A 15,869-nucleotide genomic window follows, 5' to 3' on the forward strand; every position below is an offset into this window, starting at 1 on the left:
GCATCCTTCCGTTGAAACTCCAGGTCAGGCGGTTATGCTCTCGCGTGCATCCTCATTGAGGAGACCCGATTGCATCCAGAGGCGAGGCCGAGAGTCCGGCAATGCGTGTGATCCGCGGGCTCGCGCGCATCCTGATCGCCTGCTTGTTCGCTGGCCTCTCGCCTGAATGCGTCGCAGCCGACGGCCCCCAGCAGCGTTCGGTCCTGGTTCTGGAAGAAGCCGATTTTCGCTCGCCCTTTTATTCGGAGATCTTTGCCGGAATCCGCACCGCCGCGAAGCAGAACGGGAAGAGCAACACGGTGATCTACGGCGAAAGCCTCGATCTCGCCCGCTTCCCGGGACCGGACTATGAATTGAGCCTGGTCGGTCACCTCAAGACCAAATATGCGCAGCGGCCGATCGACGTCATCGTTTCGATCGGCGTCGCATCGGCGAAATTCCTTCAGAAGCGGAAGCAGGACATCTGGCCCGCCGCGCCCGTGGTATACGGCTTCGTTCCCGACCTGCCTGAGACGCGCGCGCTGTTCCTGCCCGATACGACGGCCGTCTTCGCCAGAGTGAGGCCGACACACCTCCTGACCGCAGCGCGCGCAATCGTTCCCGACCTGACGCGTGTCGTCCTGGTGGGCGAGGCCTGGAAGAATCCGCTGGTGTACGGACATTGGAAGCAGGACTTCGCGGCCGCAATGCCCGATCTCGAAGTCATCGATCTGTCCGGCGCGGTGCTGCGTGAGGTCCGCAGTCGCGTCGCTTCCCTGCCCGACCGCTCCGCGATCCTGACCTCGGCGATGTATTCCGACGGCGAAGGCACCTATTACGCCCCGGCCTCGGCGCTCGCACGCGTTGCCGAGAGTGCGAACCGCCCGATCATCATAACGTCCGATACGTTCCTCGGACGGTCGGGCGTGGGCGGCTTCCTGCTGCTGCCCGAAATCATCGGGCGAGAAGCCGGCGAAGTGGCGATGCGGATCCTCGACGGCGAAGCGCCCTCGAGCATCGCACCGTTCAGCGGAAACAACGTGAGGCCGATCTTCGACTGGCGGCAGCTGAAACGCTGGAATGTGGACGAAGCCAATCTGCCCCCCGGCAGCGAGGTGCGTTTCCGCCAGCTGACCTTCTGGGAGCAGTATTACTGGCACTCCGCGATCATTGCAGGCGTGGTGCTGGTGCAGGCGCTGATGATCACCATTCTGCTGCGCGAGCGCCGTCTGCGCTTCGTGGCCGAGGTCGAGGCGCGCCAGCGCATGTCGGAGCTCGCCCACATGAACCGCCGCGCGACCGCGGGAGAGATGTCCGTCTCGCTCGCACACGAGCTGAACCAGCCGCTCGCCGCCATTCTGATCAATGCCGAGACGGCCCAGCAGATATTACAGAGTCCGGCGCCCGACCTCGGCGAGATCAGGGACATCCTGGACCACATCCGCCGTGACGATCAGCGGGCCGCCGAAGTCATCGGCCGGCTGCGCTCGTTTCTGAAGCGAGACCCGGCCGAACGGCGCGAGCTCGACCTCAATGCCACCGTCGGCGAGGTGTTTCGATTCCTCTCCGTGCAGGCCCTGACCCACGATGTTGAACTCGTCATGCAGCCGTCGTCCGCAGACATTCGCGTGAAAGGCGACAAGATTCAGCTCCAGCAGGCCATCCTCAATCTCGTCGTGAACGGCATGGAGGCTGTGGCCCATCTTCCGGACGAGCGGCGCCGCGTCGTCGGACGAACCAGTCTCACCGAGGGCAACCTCGCCCTTGTCTCCATCGCCGACAAGGGCGACGGCATCCTCGCGGAGAAAGTCGCCGAGATCTTCAAGCCGTTCTTCACGACCAAGGCGCAAGGCATGGGCATAGGCCTCTCGATCGCGCATACCATCGTCCAGGCGCATGGCGGCCGCATCTGGGCCGAAAACGTCCCGTCAGGGGGCGTCGTTTTTCACGTCAGCCTGCCGCTGGCAGCGCCGCGATAGGCGCCGTCGCGTGCGCCGGCGACGTCATCCCGGCGAAAGCCTCAAGCGAACGCCTTCTCCAGGGTCGCGAAGATCACCGCGAGCGACTTGTCGTGGCGGGTCACCGGCGGCACCGGGCGCTCGATCTTCATGAGCTGATAGACCGCCATCTGCGCCGCGCGCACCGAATATTCGACGGTGAACACGACGTCGTCGGGGATCTCGACGAACTGGCTGACGAAGGCAAGGTTGACCGAATTCCTGGGCACCGGCAGCGGCCGGTCGGTCACGTTGCGCGGCATGAACATGCTGGTGATGTAGGGCATGCGGCAGGGAATGCAGGTCGCAGTCTCGAACACGTCGCGATCGAAATTCAGGTGCCCGCACAGCTCGTTCAGGATGTCGGCGCCGCCGCACTCGGACATCGGCTTCCCGACGAAATTGCCGATGCGGTCCGGATGCAGCGCATAGCCCCAGAACACCTGAACGTCCTTCGGCTGGCCGGCGAAATGCGGCTGATGATACAGCACCGCCGACATCAACCAGTTGGAATCCCGGAACGTCACCAGCCCGCCGGTGCCGGCCCTGTTGCCCGAGAACGCCTCCATCTTGTCGAAGAAGCGCGGATCGCGGCAGGTGACGGTGAAGGACAGCCAGTACGATTCCGGGATCGAGCTGTTGAACGCGGACGGATTGCCGAATTCGGGACGTCCTTGCGCGATCGTCTCCCACAGCGCCCAGCCCTGGCTGTCGGCCTTGGTCAGGTGCGGCGGCGGCTCGGTCATGGTGCCCAGGCTCGAAGCATCCGTCATCGAGCCGTTCTGGAAGAACACGAGATCGCCGTCCTCGATGCGGACGTTGGCGGTGCGGCCGTCGCGATCGAGCACCAGCTGGCGGACGCGCACGCGTCCGCCCTCGTCTTCGAGCGTCATGTCGGTGACGGCCGTGCCGCGCACGAACTGCACGCCTTGCCGCTTCAGCCAGTCGGCAAGCGGCTGTACGATCGCGTCATACTGGTTGTAGACGGTACGCTTGACCCCGGCGAGGGTTTCGATGCGCGGGAATTCGCTCATGAAGCGGTGCAGATAGCGCCTCAGCTCGACCGCGCTGTGCCAGGGCTGGAAGGCGAAAGTGGTCTGCCACATGTACCAGAAATTGGACTCGAAGAATTTTGGCGACAGCCAGTCGGTGATGCGGCTGTTGCCGAGCGTCTCCTCCGAGGCCTCGGTGAGCCGCAGCAGCTCGAGCCGGTCGCGCGCGGAAAAGCCCATGTGGGAGACGTCGATCTTGAAGCGGTTGCGGTCGACCAGCCGCGCCCGCGAATGCGCCGGGTTCTCCTCGTTGAACGCGACGGTCTCGTCGCGCACGCTCAGGCCCGGACGCTCGAGCGAGGGGATGCTCGACAGCAGGTCCCAGGTGCATTCGTAATGGTCGGTGGTGAGCATGCGCCCGCCGCGCAGCGAATAGGCGCCGTTCGCGAGCAGTGCGCCGTCGAGGCTGCCGCCGACCAGCGGCTGCGCCTCGTAGATCACGATGTCGCGACCCGGCAGCTGCGCGTCGCGAACCAGGAACGCCGCGCCCGCGAGCGATCCGATGCCACCACCGATGAAATACGCCTTCATGACTTGCCTCGACTGCAATTCGAACTTTCGCGGCGACATTGCATGAGGGCCAGCGAGCGAAGTTGCGCTGGATCAAGCGCGATGGACACGGCGTTCAAGAGGATGTGAGCGCTTTCTTCTCCCTCTCCCCGTTCTTACGGGGAGAGGGTTGGGGTGAGGGGCTGCTTCCGCGAAAAACGGTAGGAGTTGAACTCGCGGAGACTCCCCCTCACCCGCCGCGCGTTCCGCGCGTCGGCCTCTCCCCGCAAGCGGGGAGAGGCGACGTCACTGCGCCTTCACCGTCGCCGCCGGCTTCTTCGCGTAGATCTGCGCGATCTCCTCGGCGAAGCGGTGTTCGAGCGCGGGGCGCTTGTTCTTCAGCGTCGGCGTGAGCAGGCCGCTAGCAATGGTCCAGGGGTCCAGCGTCCACCATACCGCGCGCGGCGTCGCGTAGGACGGATAGGCCTTCACGGCCGCTGCGATTCGCGCAAGCAGCGCGGCCCGCTCCGCCGCACCGCCTTGCTTGCCGCTCGCAGCCAACCTTTCCTTCTCCTGCACCCAGGCCTTGGCGTTGAGCACGACTAGCGCGGCGAGGAACGGGCGCTGCTCGCCGACCACCAGCGCCTGCTCGAACAGGGGATCGGCCAGGATCGCGGTCTCGAGATCGACCGGCGCGATCTTCTCGCCGGTGGACGTCACGAGGATATCCTTGATGCGGCCGGTGATGGTGATGCGCCCGTTCTCGATGCGGGCCTGGTCGCCGGTGTGCAGCCAGCCATCGGCCTCCTTCACGCGGCGCGTCTCCTCGGGCTTGTGCCAGTAGCCTAGCATCACGCTTGGGCCACGCACCAGCAGCTCGTCGTTCTCACCCAGCCTGGCCTCGACGCCGTCGAGCACATGGCCGACCGAGCGCGGATCGTTGTCCTCGGGGGTGTTGACCGAAACCACCGGCGAGGTCTCGGTCATGCCGTAGCCCTGGAGAATGTCGAGCCCGAGCGCGAGAAACAGACGAATGACGGGCTCGGCGATCGGCGCGCCGCCGGAAACCGCGACGCGCAACCGGCCGCCGAGCTGCGCCAGCACCTTGTCGGCGACGAGCTGCTTCAGCAGCGGCCAGGCCAGCCGGTCGAGCAGCGACAGTGCGCCGCGTCCCTGCCGCGCGTCGAACCGCCGGCCGCCGACGGCAATCGTGAGATCGAGCAGCGCCCGCTCGATGCTTCCGGCCGAAGCCCGGTGCTGCATGATCAGCGCGTAGACGCGCTCGTAGATCCGCGGCACTGAGACCAGCACCGTCGGCCGCACATGCTTGAGGTCGTCCCCGAGTTGCGGCACCGAGCGCGCATAGGCGACGCAGGCCCCGGCCGCGATCGGATAGTAATAGCCGCCGGTGCGCTCGAACGTGTGCGAGAGCGGCAGGAAGGACAGAAAGACGTCGTCGGGCGACGCCGCGATGCGATGCGCGATCGCCTTCACATTGGCGACAACGTTGTCATGCGACAGCATCACGCCCTTCGGCCGCCCGGTCGTGCCCGAGGTGTAGACGATGGCGGCAAGATCGTCCGGCGCCACCGCGACGTCGGACAATGGCGCGGTCGCGCCAGGCGCGGACGCAAGCCATTGGTCGAGCGCGACGATGCGTGCATCGGCCGGCACCGGTCCGGTCATGTCGGCACAGACGATGCGCTTGAGCGCATCGAGCGGCTGGCCGGTGGCCACGATCGCCTGCCAGCGCGCCAGCGTATCGACGAACAGCAGCAGCGCGCCGGAATCGGCGAGGATGTAGGCGATGCTGTCGGGGTTGTCGACCGCATGCATCGGCACCGGCACGAGACCGCGCGACAGCGACGCCTGGTCCATCGCGATATGCGCAATGCCGTTCGGCATCAGGATGGCGACGCGCTCGCCCGGCGAAAAATTCTCCGCGGCCAGCGCCCGCCGCCACAGCTCGAATTCCGCGTCGATCTCGTGCCAGGACTGGCTGACCCAGCGCCCGGCATGCGCGTCGAAATGGCGATAGGCTTCCGCCGCCGGCGTCGCCTCGACGCGCCAGCGCAGCAGCTCAGGCAGTGTCTTCACGTCGGCGAGCGTCTGCGGTTGACTGATCGGCCCCGGCATGGCGTCCTTTCCTTCACCGTCGATTCCCATGAATCTGGGGGCTCGACACTAGGCCGGCCAGCCCTCGCCGCCTTGATCCTCAGCAAGGCGGCCATGCTTCGGAGCGATCCATGACGCGCGACCTGCTGTTTCTGCTGCGCCCGGGGTTCGAGGACCCGGCCTATCCGGGCCGGCGCTTCTATTGCTGGCATTGCGCGCTGATGGAGGGCGTGCTCGCTTCGTTTCCGGCGCTCGCCGAAAAGCTCGACGTCGAGCGCATCGCGTGGCCGCAGCCGCGGCAGGCCGTGATCGCGCTGGTCGGGGAGGAGAACCAGTCGCTGCCGCTGCTCGTGCTGGCAGACGGCGCGACATCGCGGCACCAGACCGGCAGCCACCGCGGCCGCGCCTTCGTCGCCGACAAGGACGCAATCCTCGCCGCGCTCTCCGAACGCCACGGCTTTCCCGATCCGCATCCGTAGGAACGTCGACGTAGCCCGGATGGAGCGCAGCGCAATCCGGGCCACGGACCTGCAATGACGTCGCGAAACGAGGGAAGATTGGCATTGCGCTTCCCCGATCGCCTCGCATATTCGGCCCGACAAGCCGTCCGAAAGGTCCGATCATGCCGCACCCTCTCCCCGCCCTTATCGTCATCGACGTCCAGCGCGCGTTCGACGAATGGGAGGCGGCGGGCAAGCGCCGCAACAATCCGGACGCGGTGGCACGCATCGTCGATCTGCTCGCGGCGTTCAGGGCAAACGGTGCGCCGATCTTTCATATCCGCCACGAGGGCACCAAGCCGAATTCGTCGTTTCTGCCATCGCGCACCGGCTACGCCGTCAAGGACGAGGCGCGCGAACAGGATGGCGAGCCTGTGATCGTCAAGCGCGTCAACAGCGCCTTCATCGGCACGGACCTCGAGACGCGCCTGCGCGCAAGCGGCATCACCACGCTCGTCATTTGCGGCGCCACCACCAACCATTGCGTGGAGACGACGACGCGGATGGCCGGCAATCTCGGCTTCGACACGCGGCTCGTGCGCGATGCGACCTGGACCTTCGACCGGATCGGCCCCGATGGCGATGCGCATTCCGCCGAGGAAGTCCATGCGATGACGCTGTCGAATCTCAACGGCGAGTTCGCCCGCATCGTCACCGCGGGCGAGGTGATCGCATCATTCGCGGCGAAGTGATGGCAGCAGTGCGATCAATGCCGGTGATGCGACAATAAATCTCACGCCGCGCGATCATCCGCGCCGAATCGGACAGCACGTGCTGCGTCGTTTCGACGCCCGCACTAGCCGGAACGCAACCAGCGCCCATGTGTTGTCACACGACATTCAACTGGAGTGATGACATGAAGTATCTCATTGTCGCGATGGCCGTCGGTGCCGCGGCGCTCGCCGGCGGATCGGCGGCGAACGCGGCCAACACCACAAGCGCGAAGCAAAGCGCGCGGGGAGGCCAGCCGACCGACATCAGCGCGCAGCACAGGCACCACCATCATGGCTATCGCCATCATCAATGGCGCCATCACCACCATGGCTACTATCGTCCGCACTACCGGAGCTACGGCTATTACCCGCGGCACCACGGTTACTACGGCGGCGGACCGTACGGATATTACGGTGGCGGCGGTCCGGGCGTGACCTTCAGCTTCGGCGGCAACCGCTGGTAAGCCGGCGATCGGCTGCGAACGAAAGGCCCGCGACCACGCGGGCCTTTTTTCATCCCCGCAAGATCGTCCCGGCCGTCTCCAGCCCGCTCGCCAGCGCCGCCTCGACCGTGCCCATGTCGCGGCCGCGATACAGCGCTTCGCCGGAGAACAGCACCGCTCCCTCGGCGCGCGCGAGCATGGTTTGCGCCGCGCGCGTCCGCGGCGTGGCCCAGGAATAGGCGCCGCGGGCGAACGGATCCTGCCCCCAATTGGTCGCCGTGGCCGCGACGAGGTCGCGCGCGACGTCTTCGCGCGACAGGCCGAAGATGGTGGCGAGCGAACCAAGCCCGGCCTCGATCAACGCCTGCGGATCGAGGTCTTGCAGCTCCGCCGTCCGCGGGCCGCCGAACCAGCCGGTGAGCACGGGATGCTGCTCCGGATGGCGCGTCCACCACACCGGGATGGTCCGGTCCGACAGCAGGAAGGTCATATCCGCAAGATCCGGCTTTCGCTCGCGCCACCATGGCCGCGCAAACCGCAGCAGAATCTTGACGACGTTGCCGAAGCCGATGTCGTCGGCAGCCGCCGCCTTCGCGCGCACGCTCGCCGGAAGCACGATCTCGCGCAGCAGCGGCAGCGGCACCGTGACGATCACGCGGTCGCAGCGATGCACCCCGCCGCCGGCACCGCGAACGACCACCGCGCCGCCTTCGTCCTCGATCGCCGACACCACGCAGCCGAGGCGGACCGCCGCGCCATGCCTGCGGCACTCGGCGGCGAGAAAATCGATCAGCGCGCCATAGCCGCCATTGATGCGCGCCTGCGTGTGGAGCCCGCCGTCCATCCATTCCTCGCGCAGCGCCAGCGTGGAGGCGCGCTCGGGATCGGCGGCATCGTAGCCCTCGACCATCCGCTCGATCGAATAGCGCAGCCCGTCATACTCGGGTCCGGCAAAATGACGGCGCAGGAAATCGGCGACGGTGAGGTCGTCCTTCAAATTCCCGAGCACGGCATGCAGCTCCGCCTCGTGCGGATCATGGCGATCCTCACGCGAGAAATGTGCACCGTCAAATCTCCATAGCGTGCCTTCGATCTCCTGAAGGGACAGCCCCGCCTCGCGCAGCAGGGCGCGTGTCACCGGGGCATCGCCATGGACGAATTCGGCGCCGCCATCGGCGGGGTAGCCGAACTCCGCCGCCGGCACCGGGTGGATGCGCCCGCCACAGCGGTCGCGTGCTTCCAGGACCGTCACCCTCTTGCCGGCGCGCACGAGCTCGCGCCCCGCCATCAGGCCGGCCGCGCCGGCACCGACGATGACGATATGCTGTGGTTTGTCCGACATGCCGGTGCTTTTACTTACCCACGGCCTGCGGATCGTTCTTGATCAGATAGCGCAGCAGCAGGACACCGCTGCCGAGCTCCCGCACCCCCTCCAGCGTCATCGCGGCGAGGGGCGCGCGCTTGTCGCTGTCGGCTTCCGTCGAAGAGAACACGAAGGGCGCGCCGCTTGCGCCATCCACCGCGGGGCTGAGGATGAGATTGAATTCGTCGATGAGACCGGCGCGCAGGAACGCGCCATTGGCGACGCCGCCGCCCTCGACCAGCAGGCGCTTCACGCCGAGCTCGCGGTTGAGAATGTCCAGCGCCAGTGCGAGGTCGATCTCCGACTTGCCGGCGAAGATATAGGACACGCCCTCGCCGCGCAGGCCTGCAAGATGCGAATCCGGCACGCCCTCGGTCAGCACCACGACAATCGGATCGCCGCCGATATCGGAGCGGCCCCAGCCGATCTTGCCCTGCGCATCGAGCACGACGCCGTAGGTTTTTGCATCACGCCGCGCAAACCACGGCTCCCGCGGAAACGTCCCGGCCGTTCCGGCGGGATAGGGCTTGCCCTTGGCGAACTCCGAGCCGGTGACGCGGCCGATGACCCAGGCATCGCCGCCGAGCTCGTCATGGATCTTCTCGAACCAGTCCGTGCCCGCGCCCTTCGGACGCCAGCGGCTGGGGTGCGTGCGGCCGTCCAGGCTGGAATGCATCAGACAGATGACGTAGGGCTTCATGCAAATCTCCGGACTGCGCTCAACCCGCCGTTCCGCCGCCGCCGCTCTTGGCGCGATCGTTGACGATCGCCGCGAGCGGATTGAGCTTTGGCGGCGCGACGAGCTGGAGCGTGTTGGTGTCGTGATGATTGAACGGCGCGCCGCGGACGAACAACTCGGTCTGGATCAGGTAGGTCCAGCTTCCGTCGTCGTTGAAGGTGATGTCGCAGCGGTAAGCGTCGGTGCGGAAGGCCTGTTCCAGGAAGTCGGTCGAGCAGATCCCGTAAGCGGTGTCGCCGCGCTTCGCCGTGACCGAAATTTTCCTGTCATCAGGTCCGGCCTTGCCCGAGGCGAGCAGCACCTGCCCGCGCGGGATCGCCAGCGTCTGCATGATCAGCCCGGTCGCGGGCTCCCACAGCCAGTAGCCGACCTGGTCGTGGAAGGTGATGTCCTCCTCGGGCGTGTTGATGTGGATGTGATAGCGCAGGCCGTAGAGCAGCTGCGGGCCGTTGGCCTGCGGATCGATCGGGTCCATCCGAATGCGCTCGATGAAGGTCCGCCGCTCCGGTCCTTCGGCCTTCGGGTTGACGTCGATCCCCTTGTCGGCCTGCCAGCTGCCTGCGAGACGGCGCAGCGGGCCGAGATTGGCGAGACCGTCGGGCGAGACGTTCTCGGGCTCGGTGAAGATGTCGGCGGGAAGGGGAAGCATGTGTGTCCTCGCGGGAAGTTGCGGGGAGCAGCAATAGCACGGAGGCGGCAACATGGCTCGTGCTCAAGCCTCACAATCGCGAATGGACATCCGCGCCACGCGCAGGCGATCGGTGGCCTTCCAGGGAGTTCGCGGGGGAAAATACGAAGCGCGGTCTCAATGGCTTGAACCGCGAAGCGGAGCCGAACCGATTGGGTTCGGCTCCGTCGCAAGGACGTCTAGTGGCGGTGGTCGCGGACCTCCGGCTGATTGCGGTGGTCGCGAACGATGGTCTGATTGCGATGGTCGCGCACGACGGGCGGGTCGCGATGGTCGCGGACGATGGTCGTCGCGTTCGAGGGCATCACCACGCTTGCCAATGCGATCGCTGCGAGAGCCACAAGGATGTAATTGCGCATGAGTCTTATCCTTTGCCTGGTGGATCACTGCGAGCCACCTGACAACAAGCTAGATTGACCGGCTCGAATGATATGTGCCGGCGATCACGCGATGATTGTCGATGCGCTGGCCGATTGCACTCCGCCCCGAGCGGGTTCAGCCCGACTTCGTACCCGTGATGGCGGCAAGCGCCTCGACGAGCCGGTCGAGATCGGCCTCCTCGGTGTAGAGCGCCGGCGTCACGCGGATGCATTGGCCCTTGGCGACGCCAGCCCGGCGAACCGTCAGGACTTTGTGGGTGTCCCTGAGCTTCGCCACGGTGGCGTCGTTGTCGGCCTTGCTCGTCTTGCCGGCGAGGCGGAAGGACGTGATCGCACCATACAGGCCGGCCTCGTCCGGCGTCAGGATATCGATGTCCTTGAAGCCGCGAACGCGACTGACCCAGTAGTCGCGCAGGTAGCGCAGGCGGGCCTGTTTCGCCGCGGCGCCGATCTGCTGATGCAGTTCGACGGCCGCGGGCACCGTCAGCACCGTCGCGAAATTGACCGTGCCGGTGTGTACGCGCGAGCGGATGTCGGTCGCCGGAAAATCCTCGTCGCCGAGGTCACGGTCGATGTCGGCGAGGCGGTCCTTCCTGATGTAGAGGAAGCCCACGCCGACCGGCGCGCCGATCCATTTGTGCAGGTTGAAGCCGACGAAATCGACCTCGAGCTCGCCCACCCTGAAGTCGATCTGCCCCCAGGAATGGGCGGCGTCGAGGATGGTGTCGACGCCCTTGGCCCTGGCCATGCGGGCGATCTCGGTGACCGGCATGACGAGGCCGGTGCGATGGCTGACATGGGTGAGGAGAAGCAGCCTGGCCTTCGGATTCGCCTCGAGGGCGCGGGCATAGGCGTCGAGCAAGGCCTGGCGGGTGGCCGGCTCCGGCACATCCAACTTGACCACGTCGACACCGCGGCGCGCCCCAAGCGCGTTCATGGCATACTGCATCGAATCGTAGTCGAGGTCGGCGTAGAGCACGCTGTCGCCGGGCTTCAGCTTGTTGTAGCCGCCGATGAGCAGCTGCAGCGCTTCGGTCGCGCCGCGGGTGAGCGCGATTTCCTCGGGCGCAGCTCCAACCGCCTCCGCCACCTTGGCCCGCACGGCCTCGAAATCCGCACCCGCGCGCTGCCGCGCGTAATAGGTGTTCTGATAGTTGACCATATCGGACAGACGGATGAACTCGCGCCGCACGGGCTCGGCCATGATGCCCCAGAAGCCGTTCTCCAGATTGACGACATCGGGCGTCACGGCATAGAGCCCCTTCACGGCCGTCCAATAGGCCTTGTCGGTGGCGATTGCGGCCGCCGATCCAGTCGGCTGTGCCGGCAGGCTCTCGGCGGCAAGAGCCGGCGCCGCCAGCGGCGCGACAGCTGCGGCCGCGAGGCCCTTCAGGATCGACCGGCGGTCGGAAGAAATTGTCTTGATCAGATGCATGTCCACCCTCTGCGCTGCGCGGCGAAAGGAGCAGCGATCAATGGAACACCGATGACAGGGCGGTGACAGTCTGATGATGCCGGACGTTGCCCCGGCAGGGAATACGATCTGGTTGGTCGCACACACCGGCCTCGTCAAAACGGAAAAGCCGCGCGCCCTGCTGGCACCTCACGCCCGCACCGATCTGCTTAGTTTCAACATCGGAGCACAACCGCAATCGTCAGGTGTTGTCGGTTGCAGGCCCGTCGGCCGGTCCGCCCAGGCGATCATCGATGTAGCGCCGAAGCGCCGCGGCCGCGTTCAACATATGCGCCCGCATCCTGCGCGATGCGGTCTCGCCATCGCCTTCGGCGATCGCCTGCATGATGACGTCATGCTCGTCGCGGGACTTGCGAATGCGATCGCCATGCCGCAATTGCGTGCGGCGAAAAGCGCTGAGACGCGAGCGGACATCCTGCGCCTGCTCTGCCAGAAACGAGTTGTGCGTTGCCCGGTAGATGCATTCGTGGAATTCCCGGTTGAACGCGTCATAGGCATCGACGTCATTGGCCTCGACCATCTTCAGCGAGGCGTCATGCAGCTCGATCAAATGGCTGCGCTCGAGCGGGGTCATGCGATAGGTCGCGAGCCTGACGCACATCGCCTCGACCTCGGCACTGGTCTCGAACATGTCCATGATGCGCTCGGGCGTCATCCGCGCCACGACGAGGCCGCGCCGCCCGCGCACTTCGACCAGGCCGCTGACCACGAGCTGGCGAAGCGCCTCCCGCACCGGCGTGCGGGAGGCTCCGAAGCGATCGGCCAACAGCTGCTCTTCCAGGGCGGAACCGGCGACCAGCGCACCCGAGGCGATCTCGTCGGTGAGCGCGTTGCGAATGCGATCGGAGAGCAGCCCGCCATCGTCCTCGGCGTCGGCTGCGACTTTCAACAATCCTGCCATTCAGCCTCCCGTGATCGCGCGCACCGCGAAGTAAAGAACAGAGGGCGCGACCAGACACCCGAGCCCGGTGTGGAACGTCGCCGTCAGCGCACCGTACGGCACCAGGCGCCGGTCCGTCGCCGCCAGCCCTCCGGACACGCCGCTGACCGTTCCCATCAAGCCGCCAAACACCATCGCGCTGCGCGGATTGTTCAGACCGATCATCTTCGCCACGAAGGGCGTGCCGATCATGACGATCACCGCCTTGAATACACCGGTCGCGATCGAGAGCGCAATAACCGGCGAGGATGCGCCGATCGCAGCCCCCGTGACCGGCCCGACGATGTAGGTCACCGCGCCGGCACCGATCGTCGTCATCGAGATGGCATCGGTGTAGCCGAATGCCGCGGCGACGAACACGCCCAGGATGAACGGGACGACAGTTCCGAGCCCTAGCGCGACCGCACCGATCGCCCCGGCCTTGCGCGCATGGACGACATCGACCTCGAAGGCGGTGGCGACGATGGCGAAGTCGCGCAGCATCGCTCCGCCCATCAGGCCGATCCCGGTCAGCGCCGGCAGGTCGGCGACGCCCTTTTCACCGCCTGTGGCGAGGCCTCCGAAGAAGGCCAGCACGAGACCCAGCATGATCGCGATCGCCGAGCCGTGGATGCGTCCGAAGGTGAGGTATTTCGAGATCGCTCCGGAGGCCCACATCAGGATCCCGACGGCCGCGAAAGCGGTGAGCAGCGAGTTTGCAGCAAGAATGTGCGATATCATCGTCATCCGATCCTCCCGGACTTGAAGTGGGGCACGCTCGCCTCGAGCGCCTCTCGCGCCTCGATCTCGTCCATGGTCTCGACACGGCCGCTGAGCCGGCCGATCAGGGCCACCATCGCGAAACACACGGCGACCGCGCCGATCCCCGCGATGACGACGATGGGACCGCCTTTGGCCGCAGCGACGACGTTCTGCTGCGCCGCCATGGCGACCACGATCGGAATGTAGAAGCTGCCCCAGAACTCGACGCCGGTCTTGAGACCGTGGCTGAGCAGGCCGTGCCGCACCAGCCAGAGCCGGGCGGCGATCAGAAACATCATGGCAATGCCGACGCCGCCGACATTGGCCTTAACGCCGAGGGCGATGCCGAGCAGGTCCCCCAGCAAGACCCCCAGCAACGTGCAGATGGAGAGCAGCGCTACGCCGGAAACGGTCACGGGCGCCTCCCCTGAACGAACGGAGCTCCGGCCACGCGACTTGGACGCCTTGCATGCATTCGCATCTTAAATCTCCTCCTGTGTATGCGAATATCCATCGCTTATGAGTTTGCGTATACACTAATTGACATTAAGGCGCAATACGCATACATTCGGTACAAATGAAGGCAACCTCGCATGCCAAGGAGCCGAGATGAGCAATTGGGGTATGCAAAAGGCCGCTCTGGAAGAGCGCCTGACGGCCGGCCGGCGGCACGCGAAGGGAAAGATCGTCCCGCTCCCGAGCCTGCCCGTGTTTCTTGCGGCCGTGATCCGATCAGGCGACCGGGTGTGCCTGGAGGGCGACAATCAGAAGCAGGCCGACATCCTCGCCGCGGCGCTTGCGAACCTCGACCCCGCTGAGATCAGCGACCTGCACATGGTGCAGTCCGGCGTGGTCCTGCCCGCACACCTCGATGTCTTCGAGAAGGGCATCGCGCGGCGGCTCGACTTTTCCTATTCGGGCCCGCAATCGGCGCGCATTGCGCGCATGCTGTTCGGCCGCAAGATCGAGCTCGGCGCGGTCCATACCTATCTCGAGCTGTTCGCCCGCTACTTCATCGATCTCACGCCAAACGTCGCGCTGATCGCCGCGGTGAGTGCCGACAAGGACGGCAACCTCTATACGGGGCCGAACACCGAGGACACGCCGACCGTCGTCGAGGCGACGAGTTACAAAAATGGTCTCGTGGTGGCGCAGGTCACCGAGATCGTCGACAAGGTGCCGCGCGTCGATATTCCCGGCGACCTCGTGCATTTCGTGGTCGAAGCCGGCAGGCCGTTCTATGTCGAGCCGCTCTTCACCCGCGACCCCGCCGCCATCACCGAGACCCAGATCCTGACGGCGATGCTCGCCATCAAGGGCATCTACGCGCCCTACGGCGTGCGCCGCCTCAATCACGGCATCGGCTTCAACACCGCCGCGATCGAGCTGCTGCTGCCGACCTATGGCGAGAAGCTCGGCCTCAAGGGCAAGGTCTGCACCCACTTCGCGCTCAACCCGCATCCAACCCTCATTCCGGCGATCGAATCCGGCTGGGTCGACCAGATCCACTGCTTCGGGTCGGAAGTCGGCATGGAGGACTATGTCGCGGCGCGCTCCGACATCTTCTTCACCGGCCCCGACGGCTCGCTGCGGTCCAATCGCGCCTTCTGCCAAACGGCCGGCCTCTATGCCTGCGACATGTTCATCGGATCGACACTGCAGATCGATCTCGAGGGTCACAGCTCGACGGTGACGACGAGCCGCATCGCCGGGTTCGGCGGCGCGCCCAACATGGGATCCGATCCACATGGCCGCCGCCACCCGAGCGAACCCTGGCTCAAGGCCGGCGCCGAAGCGGACCCCGACTCCAACGCCGCGCTGCGCCGCGGTCGCAAGCTGGTGGTGCAGATCGGCGAGACCTTCGGCGAGCGCAATGCCCCGCTCTTCGTCGAGCGGCTGGATGCGCTCGAGCTGGCGCGCGAGCTCAAGCTCGATCTGGCGCCGGTGATGGTCTACTCGGACGATGTGACCCACATCGTCACCGAGGAAGGCATCGCCAACCTCCTGATGTGCCGCACCAAGGACGAGCGCGAGCAGGCGATCCGCGGCGTCGCCGGGTACACCGACATCGGACGCGCGCGCGATGCGAAGCTGGTCGAGCAGCTCAGGCAACGCGGCGTCATTCGTCGTCCCGAGGATCTCGGCATCGACCCGCTTGATGCCGACCGCCGCCTGCTGGCGGCCCGCTCGATCAAGGACCTCATGCTGGCCTCCGGCGGCCTCTACCGTCCGCCCAGCCGCTTCCGCAACTGGTGA

Annotated in this window: 15 protein-coding genes; 5 read left to right on the forward strand and 10 right to left on the reverse strand. The window is 66.0% G+C overall.

Annotated features, from left to right (window positions below; genetic code table 11):
• The first annotated feature begins 101 nt into the window (after window positions 1-101).
• Entirely contained in the window at window positions 102-1,958 is a 1,857-nt protein-coding gene (locus ACVWW6_RS03555) for a sensor histidine kinase (protein ID WP_456680133.1), read from the forward strand.
• 41 nt (window positions 1,959-1,999) lie between these two features.
• Here ACVWW6_RS03555 and ACVWW6_RS03560 read toward each other — a convergent pair whose 3' ends face one another.
• Both ACVWW6_RS03560 and ACVWW6_RS03565 read right to left on the reverse strand, forming a co-directional pair.
• A complete protein-coding gene (locus ACVWW6_RS03560) occupies window positions 2,000-3,598 on the reverse strand; it encodes an oleate hydratase (RefSeq protein ID WP_074076562.1) in 1,599 nt (532 codons plus the stop codon).
• Between the two features lie 225 nt (window positions 3,599-3,823).
• Window positions 3,824-5,653, reverse strand: coding sequence for an AMP-dependent synthetase/ligase (locus ACVWW6_RS03565; RefSeq protein ID WP_456680134.1), 1,830 nt, complete (start codon window positions 5,651-5,653; stop codon window positions 3,824-3,826).
• 110 nt (window positions 5,654-5,763) lie between these two features.
• Here ACVWW6_RS03565 and ACVWW6_RS03570 point away from each other — a divergent pair, with 110 nt between their 5' ends.
• The 3 genes from ACVWW6_RS03570 to ACVWW6_RS03580 all read left to right on the forward strand — a co-directional run bounded on the left by ACVWW6_RS03570 (window position 5,764) and on the right by ACVWW6_RS03580 (window position 7,309).
• Window positions 5,764-6,111: a DUF3088 domain-containing protein gene (locus ACVWW6_RS03570; RefSeq protein WP_011084105.1), complete on the forward strand. Its 348-nt coding sequence runs from the start codon at window positions 5,764-5,766 to the stop codon at window positions 6,109-6,111.
• A 143-nt stretch (window positions 6,112-6,254) separates the two neighbouring features.
• Window positions 6,255-6,824, forward strand: coding sequence for a cysteine hydrolase family protein (locus ACVWW6_RS03575; RefSeq protein WP_456680135.1), 570 nt, complete (start codon window positions 6,255-6,257; stop codon window positions 6,822-6,824).
• A gap of 164 nt (window positions 6,825-6,988) precedes the next feature.
• Entirely contained in the window at window positions 6,989-7,309 is a 321-nt protein-coding gene (locus ACVWW6_RS03580) for a hypothetical protein (RefSeq protein WP_028173622.1), read from the forward strand.
• A gap of 49 nt (window positions 7,310-7,358) precedes the next feature.
• On the opposite strand, the gene ACVWW6_RS03585 is transcribed toward ACVWW6_RS03580, so the two are convergent.
• From ACVWW6_RS03585 to madL, 8 genes are all read right to left on the reverse strand, one after another.
• On the reverse strand, window positions 7,359-8,630 hold the full coding sequence (locus ACVWW6_RS03585) for a flavin monoamine oxidase family protein (RefSeq protein ID WP_456680136.1): 1,272 nt from the start codon (window positions 8,628-8,630) through the stop codon (window positions 7,359-7,361).
• A gap of 10 nt (window positions 8,631-8,640) precedes the next feature.
• Window positions 8,641-9,351 (reverse strand): RibD family protein, encoded by a 711-nt coding sequence (locus ACVWW6_RS03590; protein WP_404524471.1) that lies wholly within the window; start codon window positions 9,349-9,351, stop codon window positions 8,641-8,643.
• Window positions 9,352-9,370: 19 nt separating this feature from the next.
• Window positions 9,371-10,039, reverse strand: a complete 669-nt coding sequence (locus ACVWW6_RS03595) for an FABP family protein (protein ID WP_456680137.1) — start codon at window positions 10,037-10,039, stop codon at window positions 9,371-9,373.
• Between the two features lie 218 nt (window positions 10,040-10,257).
• Window positions 10,258-10,437 (reverse strand): hypothetical protein, encoded by a 180-nt coding sequence (locus tag ACVWW6_RS03600; protein WP_304550771.1) that lies wholly within the window; start codon window positions 10,435-10,437, stop codon window positions 10,258-10,260.
• Window positions 10,438-10,573: 136 nt separating this feature from the next.
• Entirely contained in the window at window positions 10,574-11,893 is a 1,320-nt protein-coding gene (locus tag ACVWW6_RS03605; protein WP_456680138.1) for an aminotransferase class V-fold PLP-dependent enzyme, read from the reverse strand.
• 220 nt (window positions 11,894-12,113) lie between these two features.
• The gene (locus ACVWW6_RS03610) at window positions 12,114-12,833 is read right to left on the reverse strand and encodes a GntR family transcriptional regulator (RefSeq protein ID WP_404524476.1); all 720 of its coding nucleotides are present in this window, start codon (window positions 12,831-12,833) and stop codon (window positions 12,114-12,116) included.
• The gene (gene madM / locus ACVWW6_RS03615) at window positions 12,834-13,598 is read right to left on the reverse strand and encodes a malonate transporter subunit MadM (protein WP_456680139.1); all 765 of its coding nucleotides are present in this window, start codon (window positions 13,596-13,598) and stop codon (window positions 12,834-12,836) included.
• Window positions 13,595-14,029, reverse strand: coding sequence for a malonate transporter subunit MadL (gene madL / locus ACVWW6_RS03620; protein WP_028173629.1), 435 nt, complete (start codon window positions 14,027-14,029; stop codon window positions 13,595-13,597). The genes madM and madL overlap by 4 nt, the downstream gene beginning before the upstream one ends.
• A 193-nt stretch (window positions 14,030-14,222) precedes the next feature.
• On the opposite strand from madL, the gene mdcA reads away from it, so the two are divergent.
• Complete coding sequence (mdcA, locus tag ACVWW6_RS03625) at window positions 14,223-15,869, forward strand: malonate decarboxylase subunit alpha (protein WP_456680140.1); 1,647 nt, start codon at window positions 14,223-14,225, stop codon at window positions 15,867-15,869.

Source organism: Bradyrhizobium sp. USDA 3311, assembly GCF_054062495.1.